The sequence below is a fragment of the Blastococcus sp. PRF04-17 genome (assembly GCF_023016265.1).
Taxonomy (GTDB): Bacteria; Actinomycetota; Actinomycetes; order Mycobacteriales; family Geodermatophilaceae; genus Blastococcus_B.
This window is the reverse complement of sequence record NZ_CP095412.1, coordinates 2629887-2645792: the sequence shown is the minus strand read 5'-3', so window position 1 is coordinate 2645792 and position 15906 is coordinate 2629887. Positions and strand designations below refer to the sequence as shown.

General features: G+C 73.0%; 13 protein-coding genes. All 13 read left to right on the top strand.

What is annotated here, in order from left to right:
* Positions 1 to 52: 52 nt before the first annotated feature.
* The 13 genes from MVA48_RS13370 to MVA48_RS13310 all read left to right on the top strand — a co-directional run bounded on the left by MVA48_RS13370 (position 53) and on the right by MVA48_RS13310 (position 15542).
* The gene (locus MVA48_RS13370) at positions 53 to 1621 is read left to right on the top strand and encodes a hypothetical protein (protein WP_246981044.1); all 1569 of its coding nucleotides are present in this window, start codon (positions 53 to 55) and stop codon (positions 1619 to 1621) included.
* Positions 1618 to 3132 carry an SCO6880 family protein gene (locus MVA48_RS13365; RefSeq protein ID WP_371821149.1) on the top strand — a complete coding sequence of 505 codons (1515 nt, stop codon included), beginning with the start codon at positions 1618 to 1620 and terminating at the stop codon, positions 3130 to 3132. Before MVA48_RS13370 ends, MVA48_RS13365 begins: the two co-directional genes overlap by 4 nt.
* The gene (locus MVA48_RS13360; RefSeq protein WP_246981042.1) at positions 3129 to 4637 is read left to right on the top strand and encodes an ATP-binding protein; all 1509 of its coding nucleotides are present in this window, start codon (positions 3129 to 3131) and stop codon (positions 4635 to 4637) included. Before MVA48_RS13365 ends, MVA48_RS13360 begins: the two co-directional genes overlap by 4 nt.
* Positions 4634 to 5800, top strand: a complete 1167-nt coding sequence (locus MVA48_RS13355; protein ID WP_246981040.1) for a M23 family metallopeptidase — start codon at positions 4634 to 4636, stop codon at positions 5798 to 5800. The genes MVA48_RS13360 and MVA48_RS13355 overlap by 4 nt, the downstream gene beginning before the upstream one ends.
* 78 nt (positions 5801 to 5878) lie before the next feature.
* Positions 5879 to 7771, top strand: coding sequence for a type IV secretory system conjugative DNA transfer family protein (locus MVA48_RS13350; RefSeq protein ID WP_246981038.1), 1893 nt, complete (start codon positions 5879 to 5881; stop codon positions 7769 to 7771).
* A complete protein-coding gene (locus tag MVA48_RS13345) occupies positions 7768 to 8304 on the top strand; it encodes a hypothetical protein (RefSeq protein ID WP_246981036.1) in 537 nt (178 codons plus the stop codon). Before MVA48_RS13350 ends, MVA48_RS13345 begins: the two co-directional genes overlap by 4 nt.
* Entirely contained in the window at positions 8301 to 8885 is a 585-nt protein-coding gene (locus MVA48_RS13340; RefSeq protein WP_246981034.1) for a hypothetical protein, read from the top strand. Before MVA48_RS13345 ends, MVA48_RS13340 begins: the two co-directional genes overlap by 4 nt.
* On the top strand, positions 8882 to 9178 hold the full coding sequence (locus tag MVA48_RS13335; protein ID WP_246981032.1) for a hypothetical protein: 297 nt from the start codon (positions 8882 to 8884) through the stop codon (positions 9176 to 9178). The genes MVA48_RS13340 and MVA48_RS13335 overlap by 4 nt, the downstream gene beginning before the upstream one ends.
* A gap of 3 nt (positions 9179 to 9181) precedes the next feature.
* The gene (locus MVA48_RS13330; RefSeq protein WP_246981031.1) at positions 9182 to 10510 is read left to right on the top strand and encodes a hypothetical protein; all 1329 of its coding nucleotides are present in this window, start codon (positions 9182 to 9184) and stop codon (positions 10508 to 10510) included.
* Positions 10511 to 10829: 319 nt separating this feature from the next.
* A complete protein-coding gene (locus tag MVA48_RS13325; protein ID WP_246981030.1) occupies positions 10830 to 12866 on the top strand; it encodes a helicase HerA domain-containing protein in 2037 nt (678 codons plus the stop codon).
* Between the two features lie 5 nt (positions 12867 to 12871).
* The gene (locus tag MVA48_RS13320) at positions 12872 to 13627 is read left to right on the top strand and encodes a hypothetical protein (protein ID WP_246981029.1); all 756 of its coding nucleotides are present in this window, start codon (positions 12872 to 12874) and stop codon (positions 13625 to 13627) included.
* Positions 13618 to 14259, top strand: coding sequence for a hypothetical protein (locus tag MVA48_RS13315; protein ID WP_246981028.1), 642 nt, complete (start codon positions 13618 to 13620; stop codon positions 14257 to 14259). Before MVA48_RS13320 ends, MVA48_RS13315 begins: the two co-directional genes overlap by 10 nt.
* Entirely contained in the window at positions 14256 to 15542 is a 1287-nt protein-coding gene (locus MVA48_RS13310; protein ID WP_246981027.1) for a DNA adenine methylase, read from the top strand. Before MVA48_RS13315 ends, MVA48_RS13310 begins: the two co-directional genes overlap by 4 nt.
* The last annotated feature ends 364 nt before the right edge of the window (positions 15543 to 15906 follow it).

Sequence of the window (15906 nt, the reverse complement as noted above, 5' to 3'; positions counted from 1 at the left end):
GCGGCCTCGACGAGGCATTCGATGGGCGCGCCCGCGGGCCTTGTGCGTCGTCATGCTGCTGGCGGCGGTGGGCTGGCTGGCGACCGCGGCGCCGGCCTCGGCCGATCCGGTGGTGTGGGCCTTCCCGGCCGATCCGTCAACGGCCGAGGACGCGTTGTCGTGTCTGCCGACCAATCCGTTCTGTGTGATCGGCGAGGCGGCGGGGGCGGTGGCCACCGATGTGTGGGTCAGCGCCATGTTGGCGTTGTGGGAGGCCGGGCTGTGGCTGCTCGGCTTGGCCTTCTCGGTGATCGACGCGCTGACCAGCCCCGACCTGTCCGCCGACGGCCCGTTGGCCGGGATCTATCCGGTGACCTTCGGCATCGGCGCCACCGTGGCCGCGGGAATGGCGCTTGTGCAACTGGGTGTGGCGGCGGCACGGCGGGACGGGCAGACCCTCGGCCGGCTGCTGATCGGGCTGGTGCAGTTCGGGCTGGTCTGGGCCGGCTATGTCGGCGTGGCGGCGCTGCTGGTGACCGGCGTCTCCGGGCTGACCACCGGCCTTCTGCGCAGCCTGTTGGGCATCGACAGCCTGGCCGCGTTCGACCCGTCGATCAGCGTGGCCCGCGACCTGGTCGACGGCACGGTCGCCACCGTGCTGGGGGTCAGCTCGATCTTCCTGCTGGTGCCGGCCAGCGTGGGCTACCTGCTGCTGATGCTGGTCCGCGAGGCGGCGCTGATCGTGCTGGTGGCGACGTCGGCGATCTCGGCCGGCGGGCTGCTGGCGCAGAGCTCGAGCGCGTGGTTCTGGCGCAGCCTGCGCTGGTTCCTCGCGGCGCTGCTGGTCGCCCCGGTCGCGGTCCTCGTCCTCGGGGTGGGGGTGACCATCACCGAGGGGCTGCTCACCGAAGCCGGTGAGACCAGCACCGAGGCCGCGATCGGCATGGCGGTGGTCGGTTGCCTGCTGATTCTGCTGGGCGCGATCTGTCCGCTGGCGCTGTTTCGGCTGCTGGCCTTCGTCGACCCCGGCACCTCCAGCGGAGCGGCGCTGCGCTCCTCGCTGGCCGCCTCCGGCGGACTGACGGGCGCGTTCAGCGGTCGAGGTGGTGGTCGCGCCGCCGGCGCCGCCGTTGCGGCGTCGGGTGGGGTGGCCGCCTCCGGTGCCGCCGCGCAGCTGGCCGGGGACGGTGCGCAGGGGGAGTCGACGGCGCACGCCGCCACGACGGGCCGGTTCGCCGGTGCGCTGCGCTCCCTGGCCGTCGGCACGGCGCACGCGGGCCGGCTGGCCGCCGGGGCGGCCGCCACGGCGGCCGACGTGCTCTCCGGCGCCGGCATCGGGCACACCGCTCCCTATTACGGACAGCCGATGCCGCGCCGCACCACGGGCGGCAACGGGCAGACCGCCGGACTGTCGGGCGTGTCCCGGTCCGGATCTCAGGTTCGATCCGACGACGAAGCCCCGCTCGTGGAGGGGGCGGGGCCGTACGTCTGGCCGGTTCCCGGTCCCGACGAGGACTTCCAAGGTCTGGCCTGGCGTGCACGGCGACCCGACAACGGAGGGCCGGACGCCTCCGGCGACCTCGATCCGCCGGCCCCGGGGCCGCCGTGGAGCGACCCACCCCCAGCCGGGGGTGCCCGGTGAGCGCGCACCGGTACGGCGACTACACCCGGGACGTCTCGGGCTGGTTCCTCGGCATGACCGGCGTCCAGCTGGCCGGGGTGACTGCGGCCGGGGTGCCGGCACTGCTGGCGCTCAACGCGCAGGCCTGGGGGCTGCTCGCCCTGTGGCTGCCGGTGTGGGCGCTGCTCGCCGCCGTGCAGCTGGTGCCGATCCGCGGCCGGGCGGCCGGCCGCTGGCTCGGCGACCTCTGCCTGCACGTGATTGGAGGAGTCATGGGCTGGTCGGTGTTCGGCTCCCGGGCCGCGGCCGGGATCGTCGACGATGGGGCCGAGGCGGATCTGCCCGGCGTGCTGGCCGGCATTCGCGCCCACGACGGGCCGCCCTACGGGCAGCTGTTCACCCGCCCGGTGATCGTGCAGAACACCGCGGCCCGCACCTGGGCGGTGGTGGCCCGCATCGCCCATCCCGGCATCGGCCTGGCCGAGCCCGAGCAGCGCAACCGGATGGGGGCGGGGCTGGCCGAGCTGTGCGAACTGGCCGCCCGCACTGAGCTGGTCGACGTCCTGGGCCTGCAGGTGCGCACCGTGCCCGACGACGGCGCCGAGCGCGCCGCCTGGGAACGCACCAACGCCCACCCCGACGCCCCCGCGCTGGCCGTGCGGGTCAACGCGCTGCTGGGCGCCACCCTCACCCCGGCCGCGGTGCGCACCGAGGCCTTCGTCACCGTCGTCGTCGGCGAGGGACGGATCGCCCGCGCCGCCAAAGAGTCCGGCGGCGGGATCGACGGCCGCGCCCGGGTGCTGCACGCCGTGATGGCCGAGGTCGAGGCCGCGCTGCGCGGCCCGGTCGGCTGCACCGTGGTGACCTGGCTGGACTCGGCCGCACTCGCCGCCGCGGTGCGCACCGGCTTCGCTCCCGGCGACCGAGCCCAGCTGATCGCTGCCGACCTCGCCGCCGCCGCCGGCCAGCAGCTGGCCACCGGCGTGCCGATGGCCGCCGCCGGCCCCACCCAGGCCCGGGCCGAGGTGCGGCACTACGTGCACGACGCCTGGGCGTCGGTGACCGACACGATCCTGCTGCCCGACTCGGGTGCGGTGCTCGGCGCGCTGGCCCCGGTGCTCGTGCCGACGGTGGCGGGGGAGCGGCGCTGCCTGACCGTCTTCCTCCACCCGCTCCCGCTGGCCCGGGCCACCCGGCTGGTCGGCCGGGAGGAGATGAGCGCCACCACCGGCAACGAAATGCGCGCCCGGATGGGCTTCCGGCAGCGGGCCCGGCAGCGGCGCGACACCGAACGAATCGGCGCCGCCGACGAAAAGCTGGCCGCCGGCCGCGCCCTGGTGCGCAGCTCGGCCGCGGCCTGCGTGACCGTACCTGCCACCTGGCCGGTGGCCGAACACGGCCGCCAGCTGGATGCCTCGATCCGGGCCGCCGGCTTCGTGCCGCTGCGACTGGACCTGGCGCAGGACGCCGGTCTCGCCGCCGCCGCCATCCCGCTGGGCGTCGGGCTGCCCGACCGCAGGAGCCGGCGATGAGCCGCCGAGGCTTCAGCCGGGGCCGGGAGATCGCCGTCCTGCTCGACGACTTCGGCCACCGACTCCCCAGCGCGCCCACCGCGCCCGCCACGGAGCGAGAGCCCGAGCCGTTCAGCCAGCTGGTGCCCCGCCGCGGCTCGCGCGGCCAGGGACGGGGCCGCGCCGCGACGCCGGCGCCGCTGTCGGTGTGGCGGATGACCTCGGAGCAGACCCCGGTGATGTGGCCGCTGATCGCCGCTCCCGGACTGCCGCCCACCGGCGCGCAGCTGGGCATCGACCTGCTCTCGGGCGGGGCGTTCTACTGCGACCCGGTCGGCTGGGTCACCGACGACGACATCCCGGTCACCAACCCGAACGTCGTGGTCTTCGGCAAGCCCGGCCGCGGCAAATCGGCCACCGTCAAGGCCTTCGCGTTGCGCATGCTGGCCTACGGCTACCGCACCCTCGTCCTCGGCGACACCAAGGACGAGTACGAGCCGCTGTGCCGCGCCCTCGGCGTCGAGCCGTTCGTCATCGGCCACGGACTCTCCGCCCGGGTCAACCCCCTAGCCTTCGGCCCGCTCGGTCACGGCTGGGAGCAGTTCGACGCCGCCGAGGCCCGCCGCCGCGAGGCCATCATGTTCGCTCGCTGGCTGGTGCTGATCCGTGGCTTGGTCGGCTCGCAGAACGTGCCTTTCGGCCCCGTGGAGGAGACCGCCGTCGGCGAAGCGCTGCGACTGCTCACCGGCTACCGCAGCGGAGCCACCCGGCTGACCGAGCCCACCATCCCGCAGCTGTGGCGCGCCCTCGATGAGCCTCCCGACGAGCTCGTCGCCGGCTCCCGCTACGCCGACCGGCGGCACTTCCTCGACGCCACCCGCACCCTGCGCGACGCCCTCGGCAGCCTCGTGAAGGGCTCGCTGGCCGGATTGTTCGACGAGCACACCACCATCACCGTCGACTGGCGGGCCCCGATCCAGTCGCTGTCGCTGTCCCGGCTGGAGCCGCTCGGCGACCAGGCCGTCGGCATCGCGCTCACCTGCCTGAATTCCTGGGGGCAGGCGATGCGGGAGATCGCCGACCCCGGTGACCTGCGGATCGTCATCCGCGACGAGACCTGGCGGCAGATGCGCCTGGGCGCCGAGGCGATGAAGAGCCTGGACGCCAATCTGCGGCTGTCCCGCCGCGACGCCGACGTGCAGATCCTGCTCGCGCACAAGCCCTCGGACATGCTCACCGCCGGCGACGCGAGCTCGCAGGCGGTCGCCATCGCCCGCGACCTGCTGCACCTGTGCGACACCCGGGTGCTGCACGGCCAGGACCAGGCCGTCGGCGACGAGCTGGGTACCCTGCTCGGCCTGTCTCCGGTCGCGCAGCGGGTGGTCACCGGCTGGGCGGTCGCCGGGAAGGGCCGGGCGCTGTGGCTGGTCGGCGACCGGACGTTTCAGGTGCAGACCGTGCTCACCCGGCCCGAGCTGCGGCTGACCGACACCAACGAGGCCCTTACCGGCGGACGGCCGGCATGAGCGGCACCGCGGGCCAGGTGGCCCAGGCGCAGGCGCGGGCCTGGCTGTGGCGGGCGGCCGCCCCGCTCGCGCTCCCGGTGCTCGCCGGGCTGACGCTGCTGCTGATCCCGCTCGCCGTTCTGGCCGCGCCCGACCAGCCGGCGGCGGCGTCGTCGGGCTGCTCGATCGGCGGCACCGGCGCGACCGTCGCCGGCCTCGAGCTCGACGTCGTCCAGATGGGGCAGGCGCAGACCATCGTCACCGTCGCCGTGACACAGGGACTGGACCCGTACGCGGCGACCGTGGCGCTGGCCACGGCCTATCAGGAGTCCCGGATCCGGATGCTGGCCAACGACGGCTCCAGTCCGGAACTGACCGCCGAGCAGGCCGCGGTGACCGCCACCAGCCTGCAGTACGCGCACGACGGGCTGGGCTCCGACCACGACAGCGTCAACACCTTCCAGCAGCGCTGGCTCGCCGGGTGGGGCACCGTCGCCCAGCTGATGGACCCGGTCTACGCCGTCGAGGCCTTCTACGCCCGGCTGCTCGAGGTGCCGAACTGGCGGACTATTCCGCTCACCCGGGCCGCCCAGGCCGTGCAGGTCTCGGCCTACGGAGACGCCTACGCCCGGTGGGGACCGCTGGCCCGAGAGCTGACCGCGATGCTGTGGCCGGCCGCCCAAGCCGCCGCGACCACCCCCGCCGGCGCGGCGTCCGCCCTCTGCCCGGACCTGCCGGTGGCGGCCGAGTCGTGGATCCGGCCCACCGCCGGCACCCTCACCTCCGGCTACGGGCCTCGTTGGGGCACCCTGCACGCCGGGGTCGACATCGCCGGACCCCGCGGCAGCCCCGTCTACGCGGCCGCCGGCGGCACCGTGCTCATGGCCGCCTGCACCAGCACCTACTGCGACCGCGACGGCGGTCTCGGCCTGGCCGGCTACGGCAACCTGGTCGAACTCGACCACGGCGGCGGGGTGACCACCCGCTACGGGCACCTGTCGACCTACACCGTCCTTCCCGGCCAGCGCATCGGCGCCGGTGCGTTGCTCGGGTTTCAGGGCTCCACCGGCAACAGCACCGGCGTTCATCTGCACTTCGAGGTCCGCATCGATGGCGCCCCCGTCGACCCCGTGCCGTGGCTGGCCGAGCGCGGTGTCGACCTGCACGCCCCCTCCCGCGGATGAGCCGCCGCCCTGCCCGCCGACCGAGCCAGAAGCCGAGCGAGGAGAGGCCATGAACGACACGAGCACCGGAGGCCGGCGGTGAACGCCGGCCGGCAAACACCCGACGTCGGCCCGGCCGGCTGGGAGCTGCCGGCCGCCGCCGTCCTGGTGTGGCTGACCGCCGCCGCGCTGCTGCTGCCGGTCGGCCGCGCGGTCGCCGCGCTGCTGACCGGCGGCGGCTGGGTGTGGTCAGGCCGATCGGGCACGCTGGTCGACTCGGTCGGCGGGCTCGCCACCGGCGACCCCGCCGCCGGGCTGACCGCTACTCAGGTCGCCGCGCTGCCCTCACCAGCGGCCGTGTACACCGGCGTCACCGCAGTGCTCATCCTGTTCCTGGCCGGCAGCGCAGCCGCCGCCTGGGCCGCGCACCGATGGCTGATCACTCGAACGGGCATGGCCACCCGGGGGCAGATCACCGAGGTCCTCGGCGTCGCCCGGCTGCGGAAGGCCGCCCCCCTCATCCGTCCGGATCGGCAGCCCGGCTCCTGCGCGACCTCAACCGATGTCGGCTGGCGGCTGGGCGCGGGCGTCGTCCCCGCCGCCGGCGAACTGTGGGTGCCCTACGACCGGGCCACCGGCGTCTACGGCCCGCAGGGCTCGGGAAAGACCCTCGACCTGCTCGCCCCGGCCCTGCTCGACGCGCCCGGCGCGGCGCTGGTGACGCTGACCAAGGCCGAAGATCTGCTGCTCACCCTCGACGCCCGCGCCGCCGGCGGCCGCCCGGTCGCCGTGTGCGACCCGTTCGGGACGGTGCCCGGCCTGCCGGAGCTGGTGTGGGATCCGGTCGCCGGCTGCGGCGACCCGATGGTCGCTGAACGCCGCGCCAAGGCGTTCACCGCCGGCACCGTGACCGGCGCGGTCACCGGCGGCCACCACGACAGCGCCGCCCGCTTCTACGCCTTCGAGGCCGCCAAGGTGCTGCAGGCCTATCTGCACGCCGCCGCGCTCACCGGCCGCACCGTCGAGGACGTCCTGGCGTGGGCCGCCCACCCGCAGGCAAGCACTCAGCCGGCCGACATCCTGCGCTCTCACCGGCACGCCGCGCCGTTGTGGGACGGCCTGTTGCACGGCGCCCTGGCCGGCGACCCGCGCACCGCCGGCAACACCGCCACCACCGTGCAGCAGGCCCTCGCGCTGTTCTTCCAGGCCGACATCCGCCGCCGCTGCGCCCCCGGGCCCGGCCGCCCGGCCACCGACATTCCCGCACTGCTGGCCGCCGGCGGCACCGTCTACCTGCTCGGCCGCGAGGACCCCTACGCCTCGGCGTCCCCGCTGCTAACCGCCCTGGCCGAGCACGTCCTCGACACCGCCCTGCAGCTCGCCGGCGCGGCGCCGGCCGGGCGGCTGTGCCCGCCGCTGCTGGCCTGCCTGGACGAACTGCCGTCCACCGCGCCGCTGCCCACGCTGCGCACCCGGATGGCCAACGACCGGGCGCTGGGAGTGAGCTTTCTGTACGCCGCCCAGACGTGGCGGCAGCTGGTGCTCGTCTACGGCGAGAAGGAGGCCCGGGCGCTGTTCGGGTTGACCAACGTCGTCGTCGCCTTCGGCGGCGGCAAGGACGGCGCCTTCTATCGGGAGCTGTCCGAGCTGCTCGGCACCACCCGGGTGCGCCGCACCTCCTACACCTACCGAGGGGCGGGCTGGTCGCGCGCCACGCACGGCGAAACCGTGCCGGTGCTGCGCGGTGAGGAGATCCGGCAGCTGCCGCCCGGCCGGGCGCTGGTCGTGGCCGAGCACGCCCCACCGGTGATCGCCCGGCTCACCCGGTGCCTGACCGGCCGCCGCGGCGCGGCGCTGCTGGCCGCCCAGGCCGCGGCCCGCCACCGCGTCGCCGCCGCCCGCGCCTCCACCCCGCCGGTGTCCCCGGGCACCGGCCATATACACGACGCCGCCCCCGCTGGCCTGACCCCGACCCGACCGGAGAACCCATGACCACCCCGGCCATGGCGCTCTCCTTCCCCCGACCGCCGCAGGAGGTCCGCGCAGCCGTGGACCAGCTGCGGCAGGTCGAGGAGGCCGGCCTTCCGCTCACCGGGCTGCACCTGCTGGACCGCCCCTGGGACCCGGCCGCCTGCGAGCCACGGCTGCGAGCGCAGTTGTGGCCCTGGCTGGACCGGGTCGCCGCCTGGCTCAACCACGCCTACGCCTGGCAGACCACGCACGCCATCCCCTCCTGCTGGCCGCGCCACCCGCATCTGGTGCACGAGCTGGCGGTGCTCGCCTGCCTGCGGCTGGCCGCCGCCGACGCCACCGGCCCGCACGCGCTGGAGGAGTGGCACCGCTACGCGCTGCCCGCCTTCCACGCCCGGATGGCCGAGCGCCTCGGCATCGGCTGCCCACCCGGCCGCCACCTCGACTGGCCCGCCCGGTCCTGGGCCGCCGACTACGACAGCCCCCCGGCGTCGGCCGCGCGGCACGCGATGTTCGACGGCGACCTCGACGTCGAGGAAGGGAACCGGTCATGAGCACGTCTGCGCGAGGGAACGACCGAGACGACTGGGTGGCGCTAATCGGCGGCGTGCGGGTCAGCCGCCGCTGGATGACCCGGCACACCCCGCAGCTGCTGGCTGCCTGGCGCGACGCGCCAACCGAGCGCCGGCGGCGCGCCATCGCGGCACACATCCTGCTGGTCGCTGCGGACCTGGAAAGCGAACCGGACGACGCCTCCGGTGACCAGGAGTTCGCCACGAGTGCCTGGCAGGCGACCGTGGCGCGGATCGATCCCCGTCTGGTGGCGGGCCCGGACTGGCCGCCGCTGGCCGCCGCGCTGACCCGCGCCTGCCTCACCGGCTACGACGTGGCGACACGGCTGCCGGAACTCGCCGCCGCCGCATCGCTACCCGCTCGGCATCCCGGCCGGGAGCTGCACTGGCGGCTGCTCGACGACTGCCCGGCCGCCGTCCTCAGCCTGCCCGTGCTGCACCCACCCGGTGCCGGCGTGGCTGCGCACACCGCCACAGACCGTCCACAGATCCGCCCCGGCACCCCACCCGGGGGCCGCAGCGACGCAGCCTCGACCCACCCCGCTGATGAAGGAGACACATGAGCCTCGACGCGCCCACCGACCCGCTCAGCTACGCCGCCTCGCTGCTCGACGCCGTCGGCGCCGACTTCGACCAGGTGCCGGCCCAGGTAATCGTCGAGTGCCTGTACGCCGCCGAACTGCTCGAGCTCGCCGGCGGCCGCGCCGAACGCACCCCGCTGATCGACGGCGACCCGCGGGCGAGCATCCGCGCGGCCATGGGCGCCCTCGCTCTGCTGCATCCCGACACCTTCGCCAGCGATCCGGTCCGTGACGCCGCTCGTGCCGCCCGGCGGGCCCTACGCGGGCTGGGTTGACCGGTGGCCACCACCCTGCAGCAACTCCTCGACGGCCTCACCGAGCAGGCCAGCACAGCCACGACGTCGACCAGCATCGAAGACGTCACGGGCGCGCTGGCGCACCTCGGTCGCGCGCTCGCCGGCCTGACCCACGACGGACTCACCCCCGCCGACAGCCCACGACAACGCGCCGCCGCCCTGCTCGGCGCCGCCTGCAGCACCGCCGGCCGGCTGTGGCCACCCACCGGCGGACCGCTCACCGACCTCGCCGGCGCGGCCGCCGACCTCATCGGCCGCGACCGGCTGATCATGGGCCGCTCCCATCGGTGGGCGGTCACCGTCGCAGTCGCCGAAGCCGCCGACCACTGCGCGGCGCTTGCCCGCCGGCTGCTGCCCCAGGCCGCCGTCGCCGAACTCGGCGCTGTCCGCCGGCTGGCCGCCACGGTGGAGCGTGACGCCCTCACCGACCCCCCGACCCCCGCCGCCGCCGCGCTACTCGACCGGCTGGTGCCGATGCCCGCACCGGAGGGAGGAGCCAGCGTGCCCGACGCCGCGGCGGCACTCGTCACCGCACTCGACCGGGCCTGCCGCGAGGATGACCTGACCCTGCGGCAGTTCCGGGCCATCATCGCCACCGCGATGGTCGGCAGCCGCTACGCCCTCGCCGTGACCGCCGCAGCGGCCGGTGAAGGCTCCCGCCGCTGGGAGACCACAGCAGCCGCGTGGCAGCTGGCCGGCCGGGCATCAATGGCGTTCGACGACGGTCGACGAACCAGGCCGGCCGATCCTCGGGGCGCTGTCGGGTGGGCGCGGGCGCTCGTCGACGCGCTGCGCGCAGACTTGGGCCCCCAGCCCGACCCGTCGGCCTTGCGCTGCCGAGACACTCCGGCGCACAAGGTGAGCGGTCTGCAGCGGCTGGCCAACCAGCTGCCGATCCTCGCCGACCAACTCGCCACCGTCGTCCAGCGCTGGTCCCGCACCGGACAGCTGTACGCCTACGCCCGCGACCTGCCGCCCATGGATGACATGCCCGAGCAGCGGGTGCGTGCCGTCATTGCCGGCCACCGCGTCCAGGCCCGTGGCGCCGACCTCGAACGACTGCGCCGGGCAGTGCACCGGGCCGGCGCCCTGTCAGCCGCGCTCGCCGACATCCTCAACCGCGCCGCCCCAGCCGCAGCGGCCGTCCAGCGGCACCTGGCCGGCCACTACGCCGAGCAGGTCCGACGATCGAGCGGACCCGAGCGGCTGCTCAGCCAGGTCCAAGCCGTCGAGCGAGCCCTCGCGGCCGGGGGGATCACACCCATGGCGGGGCACCGACACACGCCCCACCCCGGCCCACCCGCGCGCTGACCCGCAGCGCACAGCAAACCCCCGGTGCAGCCCACGGATGCGCACGCCGGGACACCCCAAGCCGTCAGCAAGGCCAGATGCACCCTCAGGTAGTCGTTGAGGCCGTCGCGCATGACCGCCGGCACGGCGATGCCCGCCCGGGCACACCGCCGCCGCCGGCCGCCCGACACGCCGCTGAGCCTGCTGGTGGGGTCACCCGTTACAGATGCCTGCCCGCCACGCAGGCAGAGGGGTTCGTCATCTCACCGCTACGCAGTGGCATGATCCTGGGCCTGATCGGTAGCCGCAGGAAGGGTTCGTCGTGGATCTGATTCCGGGCGTGGGTGCAGGAACGCTGCTCGAGGCGGAGCTGCTGGCGCCGAACCGGGCGCAGCGCATCGGCGCGATCCAGCGTCTGGACTATCACGAGGCGGTGGTGCTCACCCACGACACCTGGAAGTTCGACGCCGGCGGCATCCCGCAGTTCGCGTTCCTGCTGGCGACGGCTCGCGACGTCAACGCCGAGGGCAACGACGATGATGAGGTTCTACTGCTGCGCGTCGAGGGAACGGCGCCGCTGAGCCTGGAGGCAGACCTGCACGCGGTCCGCGAGGAGGCCTTGCGTGACGCTCTCTCCCGACACCGGGACGCCTCGCCATCGGTGGTGCTTGACGTCGACCTGGACCCGTTCACGAGGAACCGTGCGTCGTTCACCGGACTGCGCTGCCGGATCCTGGGGACGTTCTACGAAGACGACCTGGACGGAACCCGGCGGCTGGAGTTCGGGGCCGACGTCGACAACTTCTACGCCACCTCCACCTACCGGGTGCTGAAGCCGATCGGGGAGGGCCTGTCGACGATCGCCAGCTACCTGAAGCCTTCGCCGCACCCCGTGGAACAGGTACGTATCGGCAGCGTCCGGTACTCGGCGACCAGGCGCCGTGCCCTGGCCGCCAAGCAGGCCGACGCCGCGGTCGCGGTGAACATCCACGACTTCATCGGGCACAAGACCGGCCTGCTCGGCATGACCCGCACCGGCAAGTCCAACACCGCCAAGATCATCGTCGCTCGAACGTTCCTGGTGTCGGCTCAGCGCAAGGCATGTGGGCAGCCGCCGATCGGCCAGCTGATCTTCGATCCGCAGGGCGAGTACGCCAACGACAACACCCAGGACGGCACCGCGATCGCGGCCATCGGCGACCGCCATGTCCGCATCTACCGCTTCGGCGCTGGAGGCGAGCAGGCCCACGTCCGGCCGCTCGGGATCAACTTTTTCGACCCGGCCCAGATCGAGGCCGTGCAGAGCATGATCGCCGAGCAGCTGCGCACGGACGGCAACTCCGGCTACGTCCGGGACTTCGCCGGCACGGAGTTCGGTGACGTCGACGGTGATCGGCGACGCACTGCACACGCGCAGCGCGGCCGGCTGCTGTTGTATGCCGCGCTGCTGCGGGCGGGGTTCACCGCGCCGCAGCGCAACCCCGGCTCCACCAACCCGTACTCGATCGTGCTGCCGATCAAGTCCGAGCTGCGGGACGCGATCACCAACCAGGCCCGCCAGAGCCCGTTCCGGCTCATGGGCAATTCCGGCATGTGTGCGGTCGCCGGCAACCAGATCCAGACGTTGGTCGACGCGACCCTCGCCCTCCGTGACGCTGGCGCACAACCGGCGGTCGAGTTCTGCGACAACCCCATCTGGCAGGCCACCGAACCGATCTACACCGCCAGCAGCGGCGGTCGACAGGTCCGGGGATGGCGCAATCTCAACGACCTTCGCCCGTTCCACAACCCGGACACGGCCGCCGACGTCGCCGATGAGATCTACCGCAACCTGTGCCACGGGCTGATCGTCATCGTCGACCTGCATATCGGCACGCCGGCGGTGATCGCCACCCTGTCCGAGGCCATCACCCGCCGCCTGCTGAAGCACCAGACGACCGCGTTCACCTCCGGGCAGGAGCCGCCTTCGATCCAGGTGATGCTCGAAGAGGCGCATAACCTGTTCTCGACGAAGAAGTACGGCGATGACGGGGACGTGTGGGTGAAGCTGGCGAAGGAGGCGGCGAAGCTGCGGATCGGCATGCTCTACGCCACCCAGGAGGTCTCCGGTGTCGCCCATCAGGTGAAGGCCAACACCGCCAACTGGGTCGTGGCGCATCTGAACAATCGCACCGAGCTGAACGAGCTGAGCAAGTTCTACGACTTCGGCTCGTTCGCCGACGCGGTCCTCTCCTCCGAGGACCGCGGCTACGTCCGGCTCAAGACGTTGTCCTCGCCGTTCATCGTGCCCGTGCAGATTGAGAAGTACGACGCGAGTCTGGTCAATGAGGCACGCGCCGCGGCCGGCGATCCGCCGCTGGCCGCGGGCCACGGCTGACCGACGTGCCGTACGAAACCTTCTCCGGCGGGTTCGAACGCGCCTCCCGCCTCGGCCATGCGACGGCCGCGGTCCGGGCCCTGGCCGACAAGGCCGACTTCTTCGTGCCCGGCGAACGACTCGGCGACACGACCTGGCTGCGGGACCGAATCCGGCCGCGCAGCGACCTGCCGCGGCCCGCCCCGGCACTGAAGGCCGCGCTGGCCATCGACGGGTCACACGTCGTCGAATCGGTGCGCGACGGCATGCCCTCGGTCGTGTACGGCTACGCCCAGGCCGCGGCCGCGTTCGTCGACCTCGAGGTCATGGAGAACCAGCGTGCGCAGCGCTTCGTCGACCCAGTCGCGATCGCGGAGGCCGTCAACAGCGCACTGGTATCCCTCGATCTGCCCGTGGCCGGCGCGTACACCCGCCCGGGCATCGACATCGCCACCTCGTGGCGTGAACTCGTCGCCCAGCTGTTCGCCACGAAAAAGGTTCAGGTCAACCGACTCGACCAGAGCCTGCTCGACCTGCTCATGCTGGTGCACGGCACCCCGGGCACCCCGGCGCCGCACGTGCCGGTGCACTGCCCGGCACCCGAATGCGGCACCGACGACGTTCCGGTGCCCGCCGATGGCGCACCGTGTACGGGGTGTGGTCTGGCCCTGCACCCGACCGACACCCTGCGCCTGCAGGAAGCAGTCAGCGAAGAGGGCCGCAACGAGGAACCCCTCGGCGGCTTCGGTCGGTCGTCGAACTGCTCGTCCTCGTGGGGCTGACGACCCTGTTGTGGGAGCAGTCCCGCGGTGACCTGCTGGCCTCCACGCTGTTCCTCGTCGACGGGCCACTGGCGATGTACGGCGAGCCGGCCAAGCTCCGCGGGCGGGCGGAGACCTACTTCCAAGCCATGGCCGCGACCACTCCCGGCAACGCGCCCTACCTCTGCGGCATCGAGAAGAGCGGCGCAATGGTCGACTACGCCCGCCAGCTCGCCCGTCACGACGTGCTGGCGCCCGGCGACCTGCTGGTCTGCGACGCCGCGGTCATCGCCCGGATCGCCAACACCGCCGACCCCGCCAACTACGGCAAGGAAACCTACTGGGGCCGCAAGTTCATCTACCGCTCGCTTGACGGGCGCGTCGTGGTGCCGACCGTCATGCCCGCCGCAGGGCCCGCCTACGCCGCCGGCGGCGGACAGCCCGGTCCTGACGGCTATCCCACGCTTGGCGCCATCCTGGACGTCATCGACCGGACCGGCTCATCGATGTACCGCGACGGGATCATCCCGGTCGCGGCAGCGCACGGAAAGGCGGCATTCCCGATCGGAGTCGGCACCGACGTCCTTAGGCTCGTCGCCAGACGCAAGCTGGGTATGGATCAGCCCACGCCTTCGCCCGGCCGACCGGCATGACCGCGGCGACCGCGGCCCAGGGCCCCGCCGACGTCGAGGTGCGTGATCCGGTCGCGAACGCCGAGACGTCGAAGGCGCGCCTGCCCGCGCCCGCAGCTGAGACATCGCTCACAGCTGTTCCTGCGAGCGGCAGCCTGGCCACTCGCTACACGAGCGAGCTCGCCCGCGGTATCCACGCCGACCCCGCCGCCATCACACATGGCGTGGCCACCGCCCGTTACCAAACCCCGCTGCGGTATCCGGGTTCGAAAACCGGGCTCGCGCCAGTCATCGGACAGCTGCTGAGCGACGCCTCCCGGAATCGGTCGGTCCGCGGCGTCGAGCTGCTCGTCGAACCGTTCGCCGGCGGCGCCTCCACCTCCCTGCGCCTCGTGGGCGACGGCACCGTCCGGCGTGTCCTGCTTGCCGACGCCGATCCACTCGTCGCCGCATTCTGGCAGGTCGCCGCCTCCGAAACCGACGCCCTCATCGCACGCATGCGCGCCGAGCACGAGCAATACATTGCCCCGGGCGCGGCGGGCGCTGTGCAACGCTGGGACTACTGGCGCGCCTGGTCTCCCCCTAGCGGAGCGCGCCCGTCGACCGCCCGTTTCGAGACCGCCGTCAAATGCCTCTTCCTCAACCGCACGACGTTCTCCGGCATCCTCCACGGCCGTGCCGGGCCGATCGGTGGCCGCACCCAGACCTCGGACTACAGCATCGGCTGCCGATTCAACCCCGACGCTCTGGCCGATCGCGTCGCGTATGTCGGCCATCTGTACGACACCGGTCGACTCATCGACGTCTGGTGCATGGATTGGCGCGACACCCTGGACAACACCGCCTCGGTGTACAAGACACTCGTCCCAGACCAGGTGGTCGCCTATCTCGACCCGCCATACCTGCGCAAGTCCGCAAAGTTGTACAACACCTCATTCGACCAGGAGGTGCGGGCGCCACGCACCGTCCCTGCTCCGGCAGGATGGCCCAACACCCTCGCCCACGAACAGCTGGCTCGCCATCTCACCGGCAAGATGCGATACCGCTGGATATTGTCGTACGACTACCACCCGGAGCTGCTCGGATCCTGCCTGCTCTATGGGCGCGACCGCATGAACCCGGCGGACGACGCCCGGGCCGAAGGCGTCAGGCAATGGCGGATCTCCAAACGCATCGTTCGTCTCACCTACACCGCAGCAGCCCGCAGCAGCCGCGCCGCAGCAGACGAGCTGTTGCTCACCACCCTCCCGCCGAGCACAGTGCCCACCAACGATCTGATTCGCGCAATCACCGCCTCACCCTGATGACCCGTGATCAAGGGAACGGATCAGCGTTCCCACGTGCGGCCGCCAACATGGGGACCTTCCTGGGCCGTACGGAGTCGCCGGTTCGCCTTCCTCCGTACGCCAGACTTTGTCTCCCCAGGCACCGACAAAGCCCTGCGCCAGATTCGGTCATTCTTCGGTCGGCACGTTCGTAGAGCTGACGAGCGCGGAGTTCAAGGCCGTGTGAGGTTCTGAGCGCCGTGCTCAGTCGGGCGCCGGCGGATACGGATTGGACTGATCGCGGCTGTCGAGGAGGCGGAGTGTCTGGGCGAGGTCCAGAACCGTTGCGGGGGGCCGTTCCGGAACTGTCATCCCCACGTGATTCGCTGATCCCGCACGATGG

Excerpts from the sequence above, each read along its gene's own strand:
- MVA48_RS13370 (WP_246981044.1), top strand. The coding sequence starts at position 53 with ATGCTGCTGGCGGCGGTGGGCTGGCTGGCGACCGCGGCGCCGGCCTCG.
- MVA48_RS13360 (WP_246981042.1), top strand. The coding sequence starts at position 3,129 with ATGAGCCGCCGAGGCTTCAGCCGGGGCCGGGAGATCGCCGTCCTGCTC.
- MVA48_RS13355 (WP_246981040.1), top strand. The coding sequence starts at position 4,634 with ATGAGCGGCACCGCGGGCCAGGTGGCCCAGGCGCAGGCGCGGGCCTGG.
- MVA48_RS13345 (WP_246981036.1), top strand. The coding sequence starts at position 7,768 with ATGACCACCCCGGCCATGGCGCTCTCCTTCCCCCGACCGCCGCAGGAG.
- MVA48_RS13340 (WP_246981034.1), top strand. The coding sequence starts at position 8,301 with ATGAGCACGTCTGCGCGAGGGAACGACCGAGACGACTGGGTGGCGCTA.
- MVA48_RS13335 (WP_246981032.1), top strand. The coding sequence starts at position 8,882 with ATGAGCCTCGACGCGCCCACCGACCCGCTCAGCTACGCCGCCTCGCTG.
- MVA48_RS13310 (WP_246981027.1), top strand. The coding sequence starts at position 14,256 with ATGACCGCGGCGACCGCGGCCCAGGGCCCCGCCGACGTCGAGGTGCGT.